The 16,569-nt window shown below is 67.7% G+C and carries 12 protein-coding genes and 2 pseudogenes; 9 read left to right on the top strand and 5 right to left on the bottom strand.

Going from position 1 to position 16,569, the window contains the following annotated elements; translation table 11 throughout:
• Positions 1-389: 389 nt before the first annotated feature.
• Positions 390-770 carry a hypothetical protein gene (locus SH922_RS39940; RefSeq protein WP_393063380.1) on the bottom strand — a complete coding sequence of 127 codons (381 nt, stop codon included), beginning with the start codon at positions 768-770 and terminating at the stop codon, positions 390-392.
• Between SH922_RS39940 and SH922_RS39935 the strand changes: the two are divergent.
• Positions 672-971, top strand: a pseudogene (locus SH922_RS39935) (transposase); the annotation flags it as partial. The gene SH922_RS39940 and the pseudogene SH922_RS39935 sit on opposite strands and share 99 nt — an antisense overlap.
• Before the next feature lie 293 nt (positions 972-1,264).
• Entirely contained in the window at positions 1,265-1,864 is a 600-nt protein-coding gene (locus SH922_RS39930) for a transposase (RefSeq protein WP_393063379.1), read from the top strand.
• Between the two features lie 9 nt (positions 1,865-1,873).
• Here the strand turns inward: SH922_RS39930 and SH922_RS39925 are convergent, their stop codons facing one another.
• Positions 1,874-2,119 (bottom strand): hypothetical protein, encoded by a 246-nt coding sequence (locus SH922_RS39925; protein WP_393063378.1) that lies wholly within the window; start codon positions 2,117-2,119, stop codon positions 1,874-1,876.
• Positions 2,120-2,899: 780 nt separating this feature from the next.
• On the opposite strand from SH922_RS39925, the gene SH922_RS39920 reads away from it, so the two are divergent.
• From SH922_RS39920 to SH922_RS39900, 5 genes are all read left to right on the top strand, one after another.
• Entirely contained in the window at positions 2,900-3,502 is a 603-nt protein-coding gene (locus SH922_RS39920) for a hypothetical protein (protein ID WP_393063377.1), read from the top strand.
• Positions 3,503-3,580: 78 nt separating this feature from the next.
• A complete protein-coding gene (locus tag SH922_RS39915; RefSeq protein ID WP_393063376.1) occupies positions 3,581-3,748 on the top strand; it encodes a hypothetical protein in 168 nt (55 codons plus the stop codon).
• A 266-nt stretch (positions 3,749-4,014) separates the two neighbouring features.
• Complete coding sequence (locus SH922_RS39910) at positions 4,015-5,259, top strand: ROK family transcriptional regulator (RefSeq protein WP_393063375.1); 1,245 nt, start codon at positions 4,015-4,017, stop codon at positions 5,257-5,259.
• Between the two features lie 621 nt (positions 5,260-5,880).
• Positions 5,881-9,126: a glycoside hydrolase family 3 C-terminal domain-containing protein gene (locus SH922_RS39905; RefSeq protein WP_393063374.1), complete on the top strand. Its 3,246-nt coding sequence runs from the start codon at positions 5,881-5,883 to the stop codon at positions 9,124-9,126.
• A gap of 158 nt (positions 9,127-9,284) precedes the next feature.
• Positions 9,285-10,442: an ROK family transcriptional regulator gene (locus SH922_RS39900; protein WP_393063373.1), complete on the top strand. Its 1,158-nt coding sequence runs from the start codon at positions 9,285-9,287 to the stop codon at positions 10,440-10,442.
• A 319-nt stretch (positions 10,443-10,761) separates the two neighbouring features.
• On the opposite strand, the gene SH922_RS39895 is transcribed toward SH922_RS39900, so the two are convergent.
• Positions 10,762-10,983 (bottom strand): hypothetical protein, encoded by a 222-nt coding sequence (locus SH922_RS39895; protein WP_393063372.1) that lies wholly within the window; start codon positions 10,981-10,983, stop codon positions 10,762-10,764.
• Positions 10,984-11,407: 424 nt separating this feature from the next.
• Here SH922_RS39895 and SH922_RS39890 point away from each other — a divergent pair, with 424 nt between their 5' ends.
• Complete coding sequence (locus tag SH922_RS39890) at positions 11,408-12,223, top strand: hypothetical protein (protein WP_393063371.1); 816 nt, start codon at positions 11,408-11,410, stop codon at positions 12,221-12,223.
• 292 nt (positions 12,224-12,515) lie between these two features.
• Here the strand turns inward: SH922_RS39890 and SH922_RS39885 are convergent, their stop codons facing one another.
• Entirely contained in the window at positions 12,516-12,896 is a 381-nt protein-coding gene (locus SH922_RS39885; RefSeq protein ID WP_393063370.1) for a hypothetical protein, read from the bottom strand.
• A gap of 1,531 nt (positions 12,897-14,427) precedes the next feature.
• Positions 14,428-14,662: pseudogene (locus SH922_RS39880) on the bottom strand (dipeptidase); the annotation flags it as partial.
• A gap of 424 nt (positions 14,663-15,086) precedes the next feature.
• Here SH922_RS39880 and SH922_RS39875 point away from each other — a divergent pair.
• Positions 15,087-15,713, top strand: coding sequence for an ATP-binding protein (locus SH922_RS39875; RefSeq protein ID WP_393063369.1), 627 nt, complete (start codon positions 15,087-15,089; stop codon positions 15,711-15,713).
• The last annotated feature ends 856 nt before the right edge of the window (positions 15,714-16,569 follow it).

Here is a 16,569-nt window from a genome sequence, read left to right as displayed (position 1 = left end):
TCGCTGGGGCGGATGCCGGTTTCGCGAAGGCGCTGACCTCCACATGCACGATGGCTGCCCAGCGAGGAGCCGTGCCCCCCTGAAGATTGTTTTCCGGCTGGCCGTAGATCACTTCCTTGCCGGTAAGCACCTTGCCCGAAAGGGACTGCTGGGGTCTGTGTCACCGCTCGTCCGGCGCAGTCGGCTACGCCGATGAGTTCGCCGTCCTCGAACGGACTGCCGAGCCACGCGACACCGACATCTGCCCTCGGGACCATCACACTTGCGGCCCTCGACATCTGGCTCAGAACATGATCCGAGAAACAGTGCCTATGCCGGGCACCCGGAGAGGGCTCCGCTTCTTCGTGTACCCGGCCGCGGGTCGCGCCGCGTCATCAGCGCGCCGCCCGTCACCTCGTGTACATCGAGGAACCGAGCACGACCTGGTGGCCGGTGATCCCGAAGTCCACGCCCGACGGCGTGGAACGGGCAGCGGTGAAGCCGGCGTTCTGCGGCAGGGACACTCGCCACACGTAGGAGTGTTCACCGATGCCTGGCACCGCGACGCTGATCTCGCCGCCCTGCGCCAGCAGACTTCCGCCGGTGTCGACCTTACGGCCGTCCCAGGTGCCGCTGACCCGGATCCGCGCCTCCTGCCCGTGCGACCCGGCCGCAGGGAGGATGCCTTCGGGGTGCGAGTCAGCCGGAACACCCTGCTGAGGCTGATCACCTCGCTGCCGGATCCGCCCGTCTCCACGCCCCGCGTGGTGGGAGTCGACGAATACGCCCAACGCAAAGGCCGGATCTACGGAACCGTGCTCGTCGACGTTGAGACCCGCCGTCCCGTGGACCTCTTGCCGAACCGGGAGGCGGACACCCTCGCAGCCTGGCTGTCCGAGAGGCCGGGAATCGAGATCATCTGCCGGGACCGCGCCCGCTTCTACGCCGAAGGAGCCACCCGCGGCGCCCCGCAGGCTCTTCAGGTCGCTGACAGGTGGCACCTCTGGCACAACCTCGGCGAAGCCGCCGAGAAGTGCGTCTTCCGGCACCGCGCCTGTCTGCGGCCGGCACCGGCGCCGCTCGACGAGCTTCAGCAGACATCGGAACCGCCCGCCTCGTCGCCGTGGCCGACTGGGCACCGGTTCGCTGAGAGGACTCGCGCCAAGCACGCCACGCGGTCCACGCGCTTCTCGCCGCCGGCCACAGCAAACGATCCATCGCCCGGCAACTCGGCACGGGCTTCAGCACCGTCCTCCGCTTTGCCCATGCTGCGGAGCCGGAACAGTTGTTCACCGGCCAGTGGCAAAGCCGCCCCACCAAGCTCGACGCCTTCAAGCCCTACCTCGACGAGCGGTGGCAAGAGGGCTGCACCAACGCCTGGAAGCTATGGGAGGAGATCAAGGAACAGGGCTACCCGGACGGCTACGGCAACGTTCGCGCCTACGTCAGCCGGAACCTACGCGGCAAACCCCAGCCAGTCGGTCCCCGCCCGCCATCCGCCCGAGCCGTCACCCGCTGGATCCTCACCCGCCCCGAAGCATTGACCGAGAGAGACCGGATCCAGCTCAAGGACGTACTGGCCAACTGCCCCGAACTGGACGCACTCGCCGGACACGTCCGCTCCTTCGCCCACATGCTCACCCAGTTGCAGGGCCACCAGCTGCCAGCATGGATCGAAGCCGCGACCCCCACCGACCTGCCGAGCCTGCAGCGATTCGCCCGGCACCTGGAGCGCGACCTCGACGCCGTCACCGCCGGACTCTCGCAACCGTGGAACTCTGGAGTCGTCGAGGGCCATGTCAACCGGATCAAGATGCTGAAGCGCCAGATGTTCGGCCGCGCCGGCTTCGAACTCCTCCGCAAGCGCGTCCTGCTCTACTCCTGAAAAGGCTACTCAGGACACATCGTCGATCAGCCCGAAGCCCTCCGGGAACGCTTCCAGGAACTCGCGGCGAGCGGGGTTGTTCTCGGCGGCTGCCATCTCCCCGACCAGCTCGATCAGCTCCTGCCGCTGATCACTCGGCAGCGTGCTGACCACGTGGCCCACACCCTCCATGACCTTGACCGCGTCGTCCTGATCCATCTGCTCGTCCTCGCTACCGTCGATGAACCACAGGACATCGACCAAAGCCTCGGCCAAGGCACGAGTCAGGGACGGGTACGAGGACGTCACGAGGGCCTCCCAGCGGATCAACGGCAGAGTCCGGCCATCCCACACACCACTGACATCACTGTCCGTGAGCCCCCACAAGAAGTGGACCAGAGCCGTAACTCTCGCTGACAAAGCCACCGCCACCGACGCCTCACGCCAGGCGTTCCCCGACGCCGAGCTCATCCCCACCACAGCCCAGTCACCGATCGAGGTCCCCCAGCTGAGCAGCGCACCCATTCAGCTGCAGCGGCTGGAGGAGGAGCAGTACCGGCAGTTCATCAACGCACTGGAAGTGGCCGATGAGCCGGCCACGCCCGCAACCGGGGCATGGAAGCTGGCTGAGGACCACGACCAGGCGGCCACCGCCCCGCGGCCCCCGGCCGTGTTCGTCCCCCGCCGACGGCAGCGCGGACCCGGGCAACCCGTTCCCGGCGCTTCTGGCATCCGCACCGCCGCAGAGAAGCGAAGGCCCGGCCGCGGACCGGACACCGACGGACACCGACGGCCCCGCCACCGACGAAAACGAGGGTGCCCCGGATGCCGCCGAGCAGACGCAGGACGGCGCATCAGCACCTGGCGCCCGTCCGGAGGATGTGGCCGGACCGGACGCGGGGACCAGGCCGGTCTCGGGCGCTCCGGAGATCTCGGTGCTCGGGCCGCTCAGGGTCAGCGGCATCAGCAGTTTCCGGACACGGCCCCAAGGCCGCAGCCCTCGCTGCCCTCATCCACCTGCGCCCCGGCCGCAGCGCCGAGGCTCTGTGCACGGCAATGGATCCGGTCTCCCCGTGGTCGACCCACACGTTGCAGTCCCGGCTCTCCGAGCTCCGCTCCCGGTTCGGAAACACCCCGGACGGGGAGCCCTACCTGCCGCGGCCCAAGCACGGATACACCCTGCACGCCGGGGTCCGCTCCGACTGGGACGCCTTCCAGGAACTCGCCACCCGCGGCCTGTCCGCCGGCCCCGCGCGCGGAATCCCGGACCTTGAACACGCGCTCGGCCTGGTCAGAGGCAAGCCCTTCGACGGCCAGGACTATCCCTGGGCCGACTCCGTCCAGCAGGAAATGCTCTCCCGGATCACCGACATCGCCCACACCCTGGCGGCCTGGCATTCGGAAGGCGACACGCCGGACATGGACGCTGCCCGGCACGCCGCCCTGCGCGGGCTGGACATCGAGGAGACCGCCGAGGTGCTGTACCGGGACTGGATGAACATCGAGTGGGCCATCGGCAACACCGCAGGCGTACGCAAAGCCATCGCCCGCATGCAGCAGATCGCCCGCACCTACGACATCTCACTCGAACCCATCACAGAACAACTCATCGCCCTGGTCCTCTCGGAGTCCCCCACACCGGCACCTGCCCAACGCTGAACGCACACCACACCACCTCGCAGGACTGACCACACCAGCGTCGTCAGAGCCCCGTGCCAGGCTGGTACCTGCCCGGTGATGCCACGCCTCGAAGCCGATGCCGCCACCGGGCGACAAACGACAAGCACGCCCCCGCTCGGCCAAGGCGGGCGACCTGGGATCCTTCACCATCAGGAGGACGGCGTCGTCCTGCTCGGCAAGCCGACCGTCTTCGACAAGGCCAACATCGATCAGCTCAAGTTCTGAGTCGATGACCGCTGGGGCGCCGCGAAAGAGTGACGCCGTCACGTGTGTCTCGGGGCGCACCGCCCGCGGCCTGATGGTGGCGCGTCAGTCCACCTCGGCTTTCCGCCGACCGACCCGGTACAGCCGTTTCCACGGCAGGATGCCGAAGGAATGCCGAGGGGAGATGAAGCGATTCATCGAGGCGGAGGTCGGCGAGGACGCCACCTACGGCCTGGCCGGCCGGTGGATCGATGTCGCCGCCGATCACTCCCGCTACGCTTCGTACGATGGACACCCGCTCCGAGCCCGACTTGCTACAGCCCCGTGAACGGCACATCGTTGCCGCGGTGCGCGACCTCGACGGCGCAAACCGCCGAGAGCTGGCCGAACTCACCGGCCTGCCGCGTACCACCGTCACCACTGCGGTCGCGTCCCTCATCGCTCGCGGGTTGCTCACCGAAACCGATGGTTCCGCAGTCACCCGCCGTGCCGGCCGGCCCTCACCGACCGTGCGGATCGACCTGACCAGGAAGACCGTCGCTGCTGTCGAACTCGGCCGCCGGAGCCAGTTCGTGAGTCTCATGGGCTTCGACGGCCGTGTGCTGAACCGTGCCGATATCGAATTCGACCAGGCCCAGCCCTTCGACGCCGTGGCCGCCGGCCTCGCGGCGGCGGCGGACACGGTGGCAGGCGACGCAACCGAGGTCAGTGCGATGGTCGTCTCCGTCGCCATGCCGTTCCGCAGAGGTGTTGGAGCCCCACAGGTCCCCATGTACTCGGCGGGTGAGTCGCCCTTTGCGCGGGTGAGGGCCCGGCGGCCCGGCTGGCTGCTCACCGATCCGTCGGCCGCACTGACCGAAGCGCTGGGCATACCCGTAGCGATCGAGAACGACATCAATCTTGCCGCACTCGGAGAGTCGGGCCACGGTGCCGCTCGAGGCGCCCATACCGCGGTATACCTCAGCGTGGTTCCCGGATTCGGTGCCGGCATCGTCATCGACGGACGGCTGTACCGGGGTGCGGGGGGCGTTGCCGGGGAACTGGCCCATGTCAGCGTCCGCGAGGATGGCGACCTGTGTGTGTGCGGCAACCGTGGCTGCTATACAACGGCGCGCCGAAACGGGCCCAGTCTCGCCGACGACATCGCCTCGGCCCTCGGTCGCGACATGTCTCTCGGCGAGGTCATCGAGCTGGCTGCGGAGGGGGATGTCGCCGTACGCCGTTGGCTGGCCGATGTCGGCCGCAGCATGGCCGAACCGCTCATTGGTTTCATCACCATGCTCAACCCGGACTTGCTGGTAGTGGACAGTGCTCTGGGGCCGGCCGCTGCGCCCGTCGTCGAGGGGCTTCGCGACACTGTCGAACGACGGACGTCTCCCATGACCTTTCAAGGTCTCGAAATCCGCCCGGGCCGGCTCACGGAAACGGCCATTCCTTCCGGCGCGGCGGTGCTCGCAGCCCAGCACTACGTGGATTGCCTCATTGGCCGGACCCCATCGCGCCGCCTCGGCGGCCTGGGCGCGATGGGGTGAGTGCCGTCGGACGACCGGCGTCGGGCCGCCGGTAGACAACGCAGGCAGAAGGCCCGTACGCGGTTCGTCCCGGTCGTCTGCGGCAACGCGTTCATCCCGATTCCCCGGTCGGCCGGCAGCGGATGGCACGTCCGCCCATGACTGTCCGCGTATCCGGTCTCGCCGCGAGGATCGACGCGGCGCCGGGGAACAGCTGCGGGATCGGGACCCGCGGCGCCTCAACCACCGCCTGCTGCGCGGAGGGTGACTGACGCCAACCTGTGAACGAGGCCAGGGTAATGGGCTGCCTTTCGGTGTATCGGCAGGCTCAGGGATCCCCGGAACCGGTTCCGGGTGCCAACTACCTCAGCAACCCCTTGTGACCTGTACTTATAGCAGATGCGCAGCCGCCCTTGCCGCATCGGAGTGCGTGGAGGGGTGGGCAATCAATACACCAATGATTGGCTTAAAACCTTGCCGTTTACCTGGCGTTTTAACCATTGACCAAAGAAAACAGCGCTCTTAGGGTCAGCCTCGTTCGCACCGAGCGGGCTCCCCTCCGGTAGGTATCCGAGGGGGAGGTGTGTCCGTTCGGCATGAACTTCCAATCTGGACAATGCGGTTGCGAGAGGACTTACTGACATGTACCCCACAAGATTGCCCAGAGGTGCCCGCCGCGGCCGGACCATCGCGATCGCCGCCGCCACCGCAGTCGTCGCGGCGGTCGTGTTCACCGGAGTCCCCGCGGCGACCGCGGCCACCTCCGACCCCAACCCGGCCGCACTGGAGCTGAAGAACGCTGCCCTCTCGCGTGAAGCCGCCACTCAGGGCATGGTCCTTCTGGAGAACCACGATCACGCGCTTCCGATATCCCGCAAGGGGAACGTGGCGCTCTTCGGTGTCGGTGCCTACAAGACAGTCAAGGGCGGCACGGGCTCGGGGAACGTCAACAACCGGTACACGATCTCCGCCCGTCAGGGGCTCACGGACGCCGGATACAAGGTCACGACGAGTGATGCCTACTGGTCCGCGATGACGCAGGCATACGACACCAAATACCCGAGCGGCACCGGCAGCATGTTCGGCCCGAGCGTCGACTACGCCTCCGTCGAGCAGCCGCTGACCGCCGCTGGCGTCGCACCGACAGCCCCCACCGACACCGCGGTCTTCGTCCTGGCCAGGAACTCCGGTGAAGGCGCGGACCGCTCGTCCGGTCCGGGCGACTACGAGCTCACCTCGACCGAGCGCGCCAACCTGAAGCTGCTCGGCCAGACGTACGAGCGTGTCGTCGTGGTTCTGAACACAGGCGGCGTGGTGGACACGTCGTTCTTCCCGCAGATCAACGACGAGGTCAAGGACGCCGCCGGTGGCCGGGCGCTCGACGCGCTGCTGCTGATGAGCCAGGCCGGCCAGGAGAGCGGCAGCGCACTCGTCGAGGTGCTGAACGGCACCGTCACCCCCTCGGGCAAGCTCACCGACACCTGGGCGTCCGCCTACTCGCACTACCCGGCCTCCCCGACGTTCGCGAGCAACGACGGCGACCCCCTGCTGGAGCAGTACACCGAGGGCATCTACGTCGGCTACCGCTACTTCGACTCGCTCTACAGGAAGATCGACCCCGCAGACCCGGCCGGTGTGGTCAACTACCCCTTCGGCTACGGCCAGTCGTACACCTCCTTCGATATCAAGGCGCAGCAGGTCAGGGCTGACTCCCGCACCGTGAAGGTGACGGCGAAGGTGACCAACACCGGCCACAGCCACAGTGGCAAGGAGGTCGTCCAGGTCTACGTGTCGGCCCCGCAGAACGGGCTCGACAAGGCGTACCAGCAGCTCACCGGATACGCGAAGACCGACAACCTTGCCCCGGGCCAGTCCCAGACGGTGACCATCAGCTTCGACACCGCTTCGCTCGCCGCCTACGACGAGTCCCGCGCGGCCTACGTGATGGACGCGGGCGACTATGTCGTTCGGGTCGGCAACTCGTCCCGGAACACCCACGTCGCAGCCCGGCTGAACCTTTCGGCCACCGTCGTCACCGAGCAGGACCACACCGAGCTCAACGACCAGGTTCCCGACACGGAGCTCACCAGCTCCCCGAAGGACTTCTACACCTACCCGGGCGAGCGGACCGAGATCGCCCGGGCCAGCCGGATCCGTCTCGACCCCCGCTCCTTCCGTACGGAGAGGAAGGCGTCGCCGTACCAGCAGGACACCTCGGTCGACTCGTCCTCCCCGTACTACGCGCTCGACGGCGACAAGATCTCGTCGACCACGGTGTACCTCGACCCGAAGCAGAAGAACTGGGAATCCACCGGCGCTGCCTACCGCCCGAAGACCGGCGAGAAGGTCAAGCACGTGTCGACGAACACGTCGACCACTCTGTACGACGTCGCCAAGGGCAAGGCGTCCATGGAGCAGTTCGTCGCCGGTCTGAACGTTTCCCAGCTCGCCGACATCGTCGAAGGTTCCAGCGCCGCGGGTACCACGCTCACCGCCAAGGGCGCAGCCGGCTACACCACGCCGAACTACGAGAAGCTCGGCGTGCCCGGCATGACGCTGGCCGACGGACCCGCGGGACTGCGCCTCACGCAGCAGATCGGCACGACCGAGCCCACCTACCAGTGGGGAACCGCCTGGCCCATCGGTACCCTGCTCGCCCAGAGCTGGGACCGTGGCCTGGTCTCGCAGGTCGGTGAGGCCGTCGGTGAGGAGATGCAGGAGTACGGAGTCCAGCTCTGGCTCGCCCCGGGCATGAACATCCACCGCGACCCGCTCAACGGCCGCAACTTCGAGTACTACTCCGAGGACCCGCTGATATCCGGACTGACCGCCGCGGCCACCACCGAGGGTGTCCAGAGCATCCCGGGGGTCGGCGTGACGATCAAGCACTTCGCCGCCAACGCGCAGGAGACCAACCGGACCACCAGCAACTCGGTGGTCGGCGAGCGGGCCCTGCGCGAGCTCGAGCTCAAGGGCTTCGAGATCGCGGTCAAGGCCGCGCAGCCGATGTCCGTCATGAGTTCGTACAACAAGCTCAACGGCACCTGGACCGCCAGCAACTACGACCTGCTCACCGACCTGTTGCGTGGCGAGTGGGGCTACAAGGGCACGGTCATGTCGGACTGGGGCGGTAGCCACGGCGCACTGACCTCGATGTACGCCGGCAACGACCTCATCGAGCCCGGCGGCAACCCGGCCGAGGTCATCAACGCCATCAAGCAGGTCGCGCCGGCCATCGACGTCTCGGGCCTGCCCGCCTACAACAGGACGACCCGCTCCAACGGGCGGGTCAGCTACAACTGGCAGTTCGGCGGCCTCACCCCCTCGGCCGACGGTGGCACCACCGTGACCACGACCGTCGACGGGAACACGGACCTCTCCCAGGTGCCGCGGTCGGGTGAGACCGTCACGGACGCGATCAACAACCAGGTGTTCACGCCGAACGCCAAGTTCGCCTCCGTCGACGACGCGTACCGCGCGGTGGCCGCTCTGCTGGACCCGAGCAGCACGGCGCTGAACGCGGCGCAGAAGGCCGCGATCGGCATCACCGGAGTCCAGCACGCCACGGCAGGCGACGACAGCAGCCCGGTGGTCGCCTACACCGTCGCGCTGAAGGGCGACTACCCCGCCCAGGGCTACCCGCTGCGACTGGGCGACCTGCAGCGCAGCGCGATCCGCGTTCTCACCACCGCGTCGCAGAGCTCGTCGTTCGAGGAGCTCGCAGGTCTGAACGGGGTGAAGGGCATCAAGGTCGGCCCGTACACCTCCCAGTTCAAGAACCTGGAGCCTGCGGTCACCGCCACCCTGGGCAAGGTGTCGAAGGTATCCGGTGAGCACCCCGACTCCGGTCACAACGGAGACCACGGCAAGCACCTCTCGGGTCACTGACCCTCCGGGTGACGGCGTCGCCTGCGCCGTCACCCGTCCCGACCGTCTCCGGCCTGCTCGCTTCGGGCCGGGGACGGTCGGGTATCCAGCGGGGCGACGGCGAACGGACATCGCCGCGCACCGGCCGTGAACAGCCGTGAAGCCCTTAGGATCTGTCCATGTCCCCGAAGCCAGCAGGCTCTTCGCCCCGGGATCGGACACGCGAGGACGTCTTCCGGCACATCCAGTCCGCCGACCGCGCGACTCGTGCTCGGATCGTCGAACTCAGCGGACTGTCCCGGAGCACCGTCAATCACGCCGTCTCCCGTCTGCTCGCCGATGAACGCGTCACCGAGACGCAGGCCGAGGGCGGCGGCCCCGGCTCCGGAAGCGGCCGACCCGCGGCGATTCTCCGCGTCGTGCCCCGCGACGCCCCCGTGGCTGCGATCGACTTCGGCCACAACCACGTGAACGTCGCGCTCGGCGACTCCCTCGGCAGCCCAATCGCCGAGGAACGGGTGGACCTCGATGTCGATCTGCAGGCCACCGAGGCCATGGACCATGCCGCGAGGCTGCTCGACGGACTGCGTGTGTCAGCCGGGATCGACAACCTTGCCGCGGTCGTGGCGGGCGTCCCAGGACCGCTCGACACGGGTTCGGAACTCGTGCGCTCCCCGACGATCCTCTCGAGCTGGGTGGGGCTCGACCCACGAAAAGAGCTCGAACAGCGCCTCGGTGTTCCCGTTCACGCCGAGAACGATGCCCTTCTCGGCGCATACGGCGAACTTCACCTCGGCGCCGGCCGCCGCTACGCCGACTTCCTCTATGTCAAGGTGTCGCACGGCATCGGGGCGGGGCTCGTCATCGACGGGAAGCCGTACCGGGGATCACAGGGCTTCGCGGGCGAGATCGGGCACACCCCGTTGCGGGGGCACACCGAGTTGTGCCGCTGCGGCAACCGTGGCTGTCTGGAGACCGTGGTGTCCGTGTCCGCCCTTGCGGCACAGATCGCTCACACCCACCCCGGTGTGGAGACCGGTCTGCGCTTCCCGCTCCAGGTGAACGACCCCGTCACCGACCGCATCCTGGACGATGCCGGCCGGACGCTCGGCGGTATCCTTGCCGCCTTCTGCAACCTTCTCAATCCCGAAGCGCTGATCGTGGGCGGCGAACTCGGTGCCTCGACCGGTGCGCTCGTTCAAGGCATCACCACGGCGGTCAGCCGGTACGCTCAGCCCGCCATCGCCGCCGGCCTCGACATCCTTCCTGCCGGCCTCGGCACCCGGGCCGAACTCCTGGGGGCGCTCCGGCTCGCGACGACGCTCACGATGCGCTGACGGTTCTACGCCACCGCGAGACGAGGAGTCCGGCGCGCAGAGTCACCGGCCCCTGTCACGCGACGCGCTCCTCCAGCACTTACTCGGGAACGAACCCGGCCCGCGCGAGCCGCTGCCAGAGCTCGTCCGAAATCGGGAAGCGGGCAGCTGCCGCGTTCGCCTTGAGGCTCTGCCCAGGGCGGGACAGGGCCGCCAAGTAGACGGACCTCCGTACGACTTCGGGCTTCAGCTCGCGTGAGTTGACGGCTGTCCATTCGTTTGTCGGGGGCAGCCACGCCTGGCGCCATCGCTCGTCCCACTGGCCCTGGCGCCATGCTTCTCAATCTCGGAGATCAGCGCGAGCACAGTGGTCGACGGGTTCGTACGAGTCATGGTCACTTCCCCGGTTCTGACCGGCGACGACGGCGGCGTAGACAGCGGCCGCCGGCTGCAGGGCACTCGCCCACGCCTCCCACTGAACCGCCGTCACCACGGCAGCCGTCACGAGCAACAGGACGGTGAAACGAGGATTGACCGCAGTGGGCAGGAACGGACTCCTCATGTGTGGGTTCCTTCTCTGCGTATCCTGCCGCACGTTCCGACAGAGCGTGGCGCCGTGAAGACTGGCGGAGCAGATCTGTCCCTCTATCTCCACATGCCGACTCCGCGGGCCCGGGAGAAACCTCGCGGGGCAACCAAGACACCCGTGCGGCTTTGCCCATGAGATCGGAGCGGCGGACGACCAGCCGTGCTGGCCCCGGGCCCGGCCGGTCATATCCGTCCCGAGACGGCCACCGCCTGGACCCAGTCCGGCGGCAACTGGGCTCGATACGCCGCGGGACCGCACGATCGACCTCATCCTCGGAAATGATCTCCACACCCTTGATCGGGAAACCCGGTGCCCCGTCGGCGCCAGGGGTCCTAGGGTCCAACGCATGGATGCTGAACGACTTCAGGTCTCTTCGCAAAGATGATGGCAGCAGCTCTTGCCGCGTATTCACACGGCATTCCTCGTCTCCCTGCACCCGAGCCTAGTGGTCACGGGGAAGGACTTCGACTCTCTTCTCCACGCCGCTGGACAGGGTCAACATGCCTCTGCCCCGATCACCAAAGTCAAGACGATTGGGCTAGTGGAGGCCCATTCCCGCACCTACCGGGTCCTCCGGACCAAGATCCCGATCAGCCAGCAGGACTTGCTCCCCCTCGCCAACGCACGGAACGGCGTTGCGCACAGCGGCCTCCACGAGGTCGCGGACGTCCGCACCGTGTTCACCACTTGCCTTCGCTTGCTGGACCCGGTTCTGGTCGAGCTGAAGATCTCTCCCGGCTCCTACTGGGGCCGCTATCAAGACCTTCATGACGAACTGATCCGAGAGCGGATCCGGGACACGAGCCTTCAGTTGCAGCAGCAGCTCGCTCAAGCCCGAACCACGTTCGAGCACCGCTTCGGACACCTTGGCACTCAGGAGCGCATCACGGTCCTGGCCGCCGCGACCCGCCGCCCCGCTTGGGCGAGGGACTGCGTCGAGAAACCCTGCCCCGCCTGTCATACGAGGGCGTGGTTGCACGGAACCACCTTGGTCAACGAGGAGAAAGAGCTAGCCCGATTCACCCCCGGCACCTTCTGGTGCCTTGCCTGCGACCTACAGGTCCAAGGCGAAGAGCTGCAGGAACTGGGAGACCTCGGGAAGGAAATGATGTTGGAGACGAACCTCCGAGTCTTCCTTGGCTTCGAACCTGAGACTCAGGAGATCGATGAGGAGGACTGGGAGCCCGACGAGGACTTCCTCAGAGGCCGCTGACGGCGTCCCCGCGAGTCATTCAGCAAGTTCCGTTAGCCGTGGTTACCAATACTGAACTGGCGGCCCCGCAATCGGACGTCGTGTCGTATCGCCCACCCGCGGGCCGCGAGCGGGGCCAGCAGCCCGGCAGTGACGTCCTCCCCCGCCGCGCCGTGCGCCCACCTGTCCGCCGCACTGTCCGCCCGCCGCATCCCGGGCGTACGAACCCGCAGCAGACAGGAGACGCCGCCACACGCCTTCCTGGCACTCGCACGCAGGGCAGCAGCCTTCGCGGCTGCCGAGTTCTGCCCAGTCACAGGGCCTCCCCCTCGGTGTGGCAGGCGCACGTGCACCGGGCGTCGCAGAACTTGCATCGGCCCGGACGCTTCTCTCCCTGCTGACCGGTCATCGACTGGCAGTACGCGTGCTCACCGTGCAGGCACCCCGTCGACAGGTACACGTGCGCCGCGGCGGCACCCACCCCGCCGGCTACTGGCACCGCCTTCCGCGAGCGCAGCAGCACCTCCAAGCGCGTCAGCAACGCCGCAAGGGCCAACACCCCAACCGCGAGCACCACCCACAGCACTCGCCTGACCCCCGGCTCGTGCGACCACACGTACGGAATCACCACCACCATCAGCACCCCGATGACCCACAAGCCGACAAGCGCTCCAAGCCGCCGTACCGTTTCCATGCGTTCCCCTCCCGAGTAGCACCCGCAGCCCCATGTCGAGGCTGCGGGGTCGAGCCTGTCGATGCTGCCCACACCAATCACGGTCCAGCCGTGAGGGCGTCCAGGGCTTCCGCCGCCAGGGTGCGGCGCCGGGCGGGAACGCCGCTGTCTCAGCACGCCTCTCTCCACATCCGCTCCCGGTTGAGGGTGATCTCCTAGACGAGTAGTTCCGAATACCGAGTTCCTGAACGAAAAACTCCCCCGGAACCTGGGGTAATTCTCCGTTCAGGCGCTCAGGGCGGGTACGAGGTCGGGCAGCACCCACTGGGCGGTGTAGAGGCGGTACTCCGGGCGCTGCCCGCGCGGCAGGCCGTCAGGCCATCGCGTTGATGTTGATGATGCCCGTACGTTCGGGCCCGACGAGCAACAGGCAGCCGTGGAAGCCGTAGCCCTCGTCCGATATCTCGAATGGCAGGCCGATCCCGTAGGCCGCCGGCTGGCCGTCGCCGGGGGCGCCCGCCACCTGCGCCGCAGTTGTGTCGAGCACGTCCCGGCCGAGGATGGCCACGAGCCGATCACCCGGGAAGCGGGGCTGGGGGTCGTCGTCGATGTCATAGTCGTCGATCTCCCTCATGGCCCATGCGCCGCTTCTGGCCATCGAGACGTTGTGTTCCTCGAAGGCGGCCAGGAACTCGGCGAGGGTTTCTTCGTCCAGCCGACGGAGCTGCTCGTCCTCTTCCCACCATTCGTCGTCCACCAGTCGTGCCCAATGGTCGGATTTTCGCCACCACGCGCGGACCGCGTTGTCGGGGTCGGCTGGTTCGAGCCCGAGGCCGTGCGGCGCGATCTGCACCTCGACCTGCATGCGCTCGTTGTTGCTCAGCCACACGAACTCGCCGAGCAACTCCGCCGCGCACTCGGCGCGGACGGCCAGCTCCGCCCGCTGGTCCGCGCCCGCGTGCGACCCGCCGAGAGATGCGGCAGAAGGCGCAGCGGCTATGGACAGTCGCAGCGTGTCCCCGAGGTGGGATCGGACGAGCAGATGCAGTTCATCGTCGAGTGGTGCGCCGCCGGGCTCCGCAGCGACACCGACGCAGACCAGGTCCCTGTGGCCACCGGCCAGTTCCGCTGCCAATACGGTGATCAGCTCCCGGGCCTGTCCGTCCAGCGCCCCCGCATCCAGGCCCGGGGTGAGCGCATCGGTCAGCAGCCGCTCGATCTCCTCGGCGACCTCTTCCGCCGGACGCGCACTCGTCCATGAGCGACCCACCCGCTCTGGCACGACGATCGCATGGTTCACCGTCTCGACGGCCACGGGATACCGGTGCCCCGACGGTCCGTCCTCCGTGGACGTCTCCGGAAATCCGCCGTATTGGGCGACCTCCGCTGGCGACGGCGGCACATCCCACAGCCGCTCCGTCGGTGGCGGCGCCTGACCGCTGACCGGCACGCACCGGTACGCGGGCAGATCGGTCCCCGGCTGCGTCGGCCCCCAGTGCTGCAGCAAACGCGTCGCGGCAACCGGATCGAGCGATGCCATCCGTATCTCCCTAGGCGGCCGGTACCCCTCGACGAACAGCAGCCGCAGGTCCCGCGGAAGCATCGCCTCGGCTTTGAGTAGCCGGTCCAGCATACGATCCCGCAGGTAGGCGAAGGCATCTGCCGGATCCTGCTTGCGCGTCGACCAGCAACGAGCCGCCGCAGCGGACGTCCACGAGACGTTCACCGCATTCCGCGACTGGTATCGCGGCGACCTTTGGATCCGCCATCAAGACGATCGCAGTCATGACGCGACCATCTCGCACGACTCAACCCGGCGGACCCCAAGGCCACATGGATGGACCGGTAGTCGAACGCCACTTACTGCTCGCGGCGGTGTGTCATGAGGGCCTGGCGAGCCCGGAGAAGGCCACTCGGCGAACGGTCACACTGACCGCATCGCGAACGCATCCGAATCGCATCTTCGATCAGCCCCAGGTATCTTCCGGTCGTGTCCCGTCTCGCGCTATGTTCGCGCTGTCTCACGTGGCCTTGCTTGGTTCCCGGCTGGTCTCGGTGACGTTGTCGATACCACCGCGGGCTACGCCATCGGTCTCATGCGATGCTTTCTGTCGTATGGGTATGTCTCAGGTTGTGTTGCCGCTGAGTTTGCTCATGAGAGCGATGTCCGACCGCGGAACTCGCCCAGGAGCTGGTTGGCATACTTGGCCGATGGACACATCAAGGGCCTCCTGGCGCAACACGACGCACGACTGGGCGGGCGAGGTGGACTTCAACCATCTCGCGAGTATCCGTCAGTATCGGGCGGCATTTGCTCCTGGCGGTGTTCGGCACCTCATCCTGGAAGTCGTCGCCTATGCGGCCGACGAGGCGGAGTCCAACGACGGCGGACGCTGTACTGTCACGCTCCACCCCGATGGTTCAGTGTCCGTAGCTGATGACGGGCGGGGCACTGACACCCGCCTAGACGAGCATGGCCAGGTCGTGAAGAAACCGATCATGGCGTCGAAGGACCTCCGGTTCTTCGACCACCCCGACGCACAGTTGCTTCCCGATGACAGTCCACGCCGGGGCATGTCCGTTGTCGCGGCGCTCAGCGAGTGGCTCGTCCATACCAACCGCCGGCGAAGCGGAGCATGGACTCAGCGGTACGCATACGGCGTTCCCGTGACTGATCTGGCACCGATCACTGACGACGGCACGACTGGGACGATCGTCCATTTCCGCCCGGCCGAGCCTGTGCATGGGGCGAGCGCGCTGACGAGGGGTGAGCTTCTACGGTGCGCCACGTCTTGGCGACACCTGTCCGTCGAGGTCGCCGACCGGCGCGCTGGCTGAGTCGCCCCCCTCTGCCCGCATCACGTCCCGGACTTCTTTGTCCGGCTCGATGACGGCGGTGGCCTGGTGGTGGACGTCCGTCCGGACGATCGGATCGAGCCAGACGACGCGGAGGCGTATCCGGTGCTGTTGGCGAACGGCAAGTGGCTGGCGGGCTACCGGCAACCGCGCAACCACCGGGAACTCGTTGCCTCGGAGCTGACGGCGGCCTTTGCCGAGCCGGGGGCCCCTGCTGGCCGGGGCCGAGCGGGTCGGTGACCGCATGGCAATGCTGCCGGTGGTCCTTCACCTGCTCTGGCGCCGGATCCTGGCCGTCGACCTGGATTCGGGCCCGTTGGGGCCGCGAAGCATGGTCCGCCGGGCGGCGACGGCCCGGTGAGGCAGCCGCTGGTGGTCAGGCTCGGTGACCAGGTGAGGCTCGACGACAAGGTGCACACCGTGGTCGGCCTCTTCTGCGTCCCTGGTGCGGCTGGCTGACGAACACGGTCAGTCCAGCGCGATGCATCTACCGACGCTGATGACCTTCCCGGGCTTCGAGGTAATCGGCTCTCGCGGAGCCCGTCGGCTCCCTCCGGGCCTGCTGGACGGGCTGCCGGCCCGCGAAGCAGAACGGGCTCTGTGTGGGCACCGGCACATGAGCGAAGTACTCACCGGTCTGCCACCGGACGCCTCGGCGGGGGCGACGCCGCGGCCTGAATACGACCCGGTGACCAGGAACCTTGCCGAGCGTGAGGCCGCCAAAGCCGCCGCTGTCGTGCGAGACGGGGCATCCGGTCAGCCCGCACACCATCCGCTGGCGCCGCCGCTACCAAAAGCGCGGAGTCATGGGCCTGGTCGACGGCCGCCAGGTCCCGCG

Origin of the sequence: Streptomyces sp. LN549, from assembly GCF_043203805.1 — a bacterium.
Taxonomy (GTDB): Bacteria; Actinomycetota; Actinomycetes; order Streptomycetales; family Streptomycetaceae; genus Streptomyces.
The sequence above is the reverse complement of the archived record's forward strand: the minus strand, read 5'-3'. Positions and strand labels throughout refer to the sequence as shown.

Bases quoted from the DNA above. Each gene is read 5' to 3' on its own strand.
- SH922_RS39920 (WP_393063377.1), top strand. From the start codon at position 2,900: ATGGATCCGGTCTCCCCGTGGTCGACCCACACGTTGCAGTCCCGGCTC.
- SH922_RS39900 (WP_393063373.1), top strand. From the start codon at position 9,285: ATGTCCCCGAAGCCAGCAGGCTCTTCGCCCCGGGATCGGACACGCGAG.
- SH922_RS39905 (WP_393063374.1), top strand. From the start codon at position 5,881: ATGTACCCCACAAGATTGCCCAGAGGTGCCCGCCGCGGCCGGACCATC.
- SH922_RS39915 (WP_393063376.1), top strand. From the start codon at position 3,581: ATGCCACGCCTCGAAGCCGATGCCGCCACCGGGCGACAAACGACAAGC.
- SH922_RS39875 (WP_393063369.1), top strand. From the start codon at position 15,087: ATGGACACATCAAGGGCCTCCTGGCGCAACACGACGCACGACTGGGCG.
- SH922_RS39895 (WP_393063372.1), bottom strand. From the start codon at position 10,983: ATGAGGAGTCCGTTCCTGCCCACTGCGGTCAATCCTCGTTTCACCGTC.
- SH922_RS39885 (WP_393063370.1), bottom strand. From the start codon at position 12,896: ATGGAAACGGTACGGCGGCTTGGAGCGCTTGTCGGCTTGTGGGTCATC.
- SH922_RS39910 (WP_393063375.1), top strand. From the start codon at position 4,015: ATGGACACCCGCTCCGAGCCCGACTTGCTACAGCCCCGTGAACGGCAC.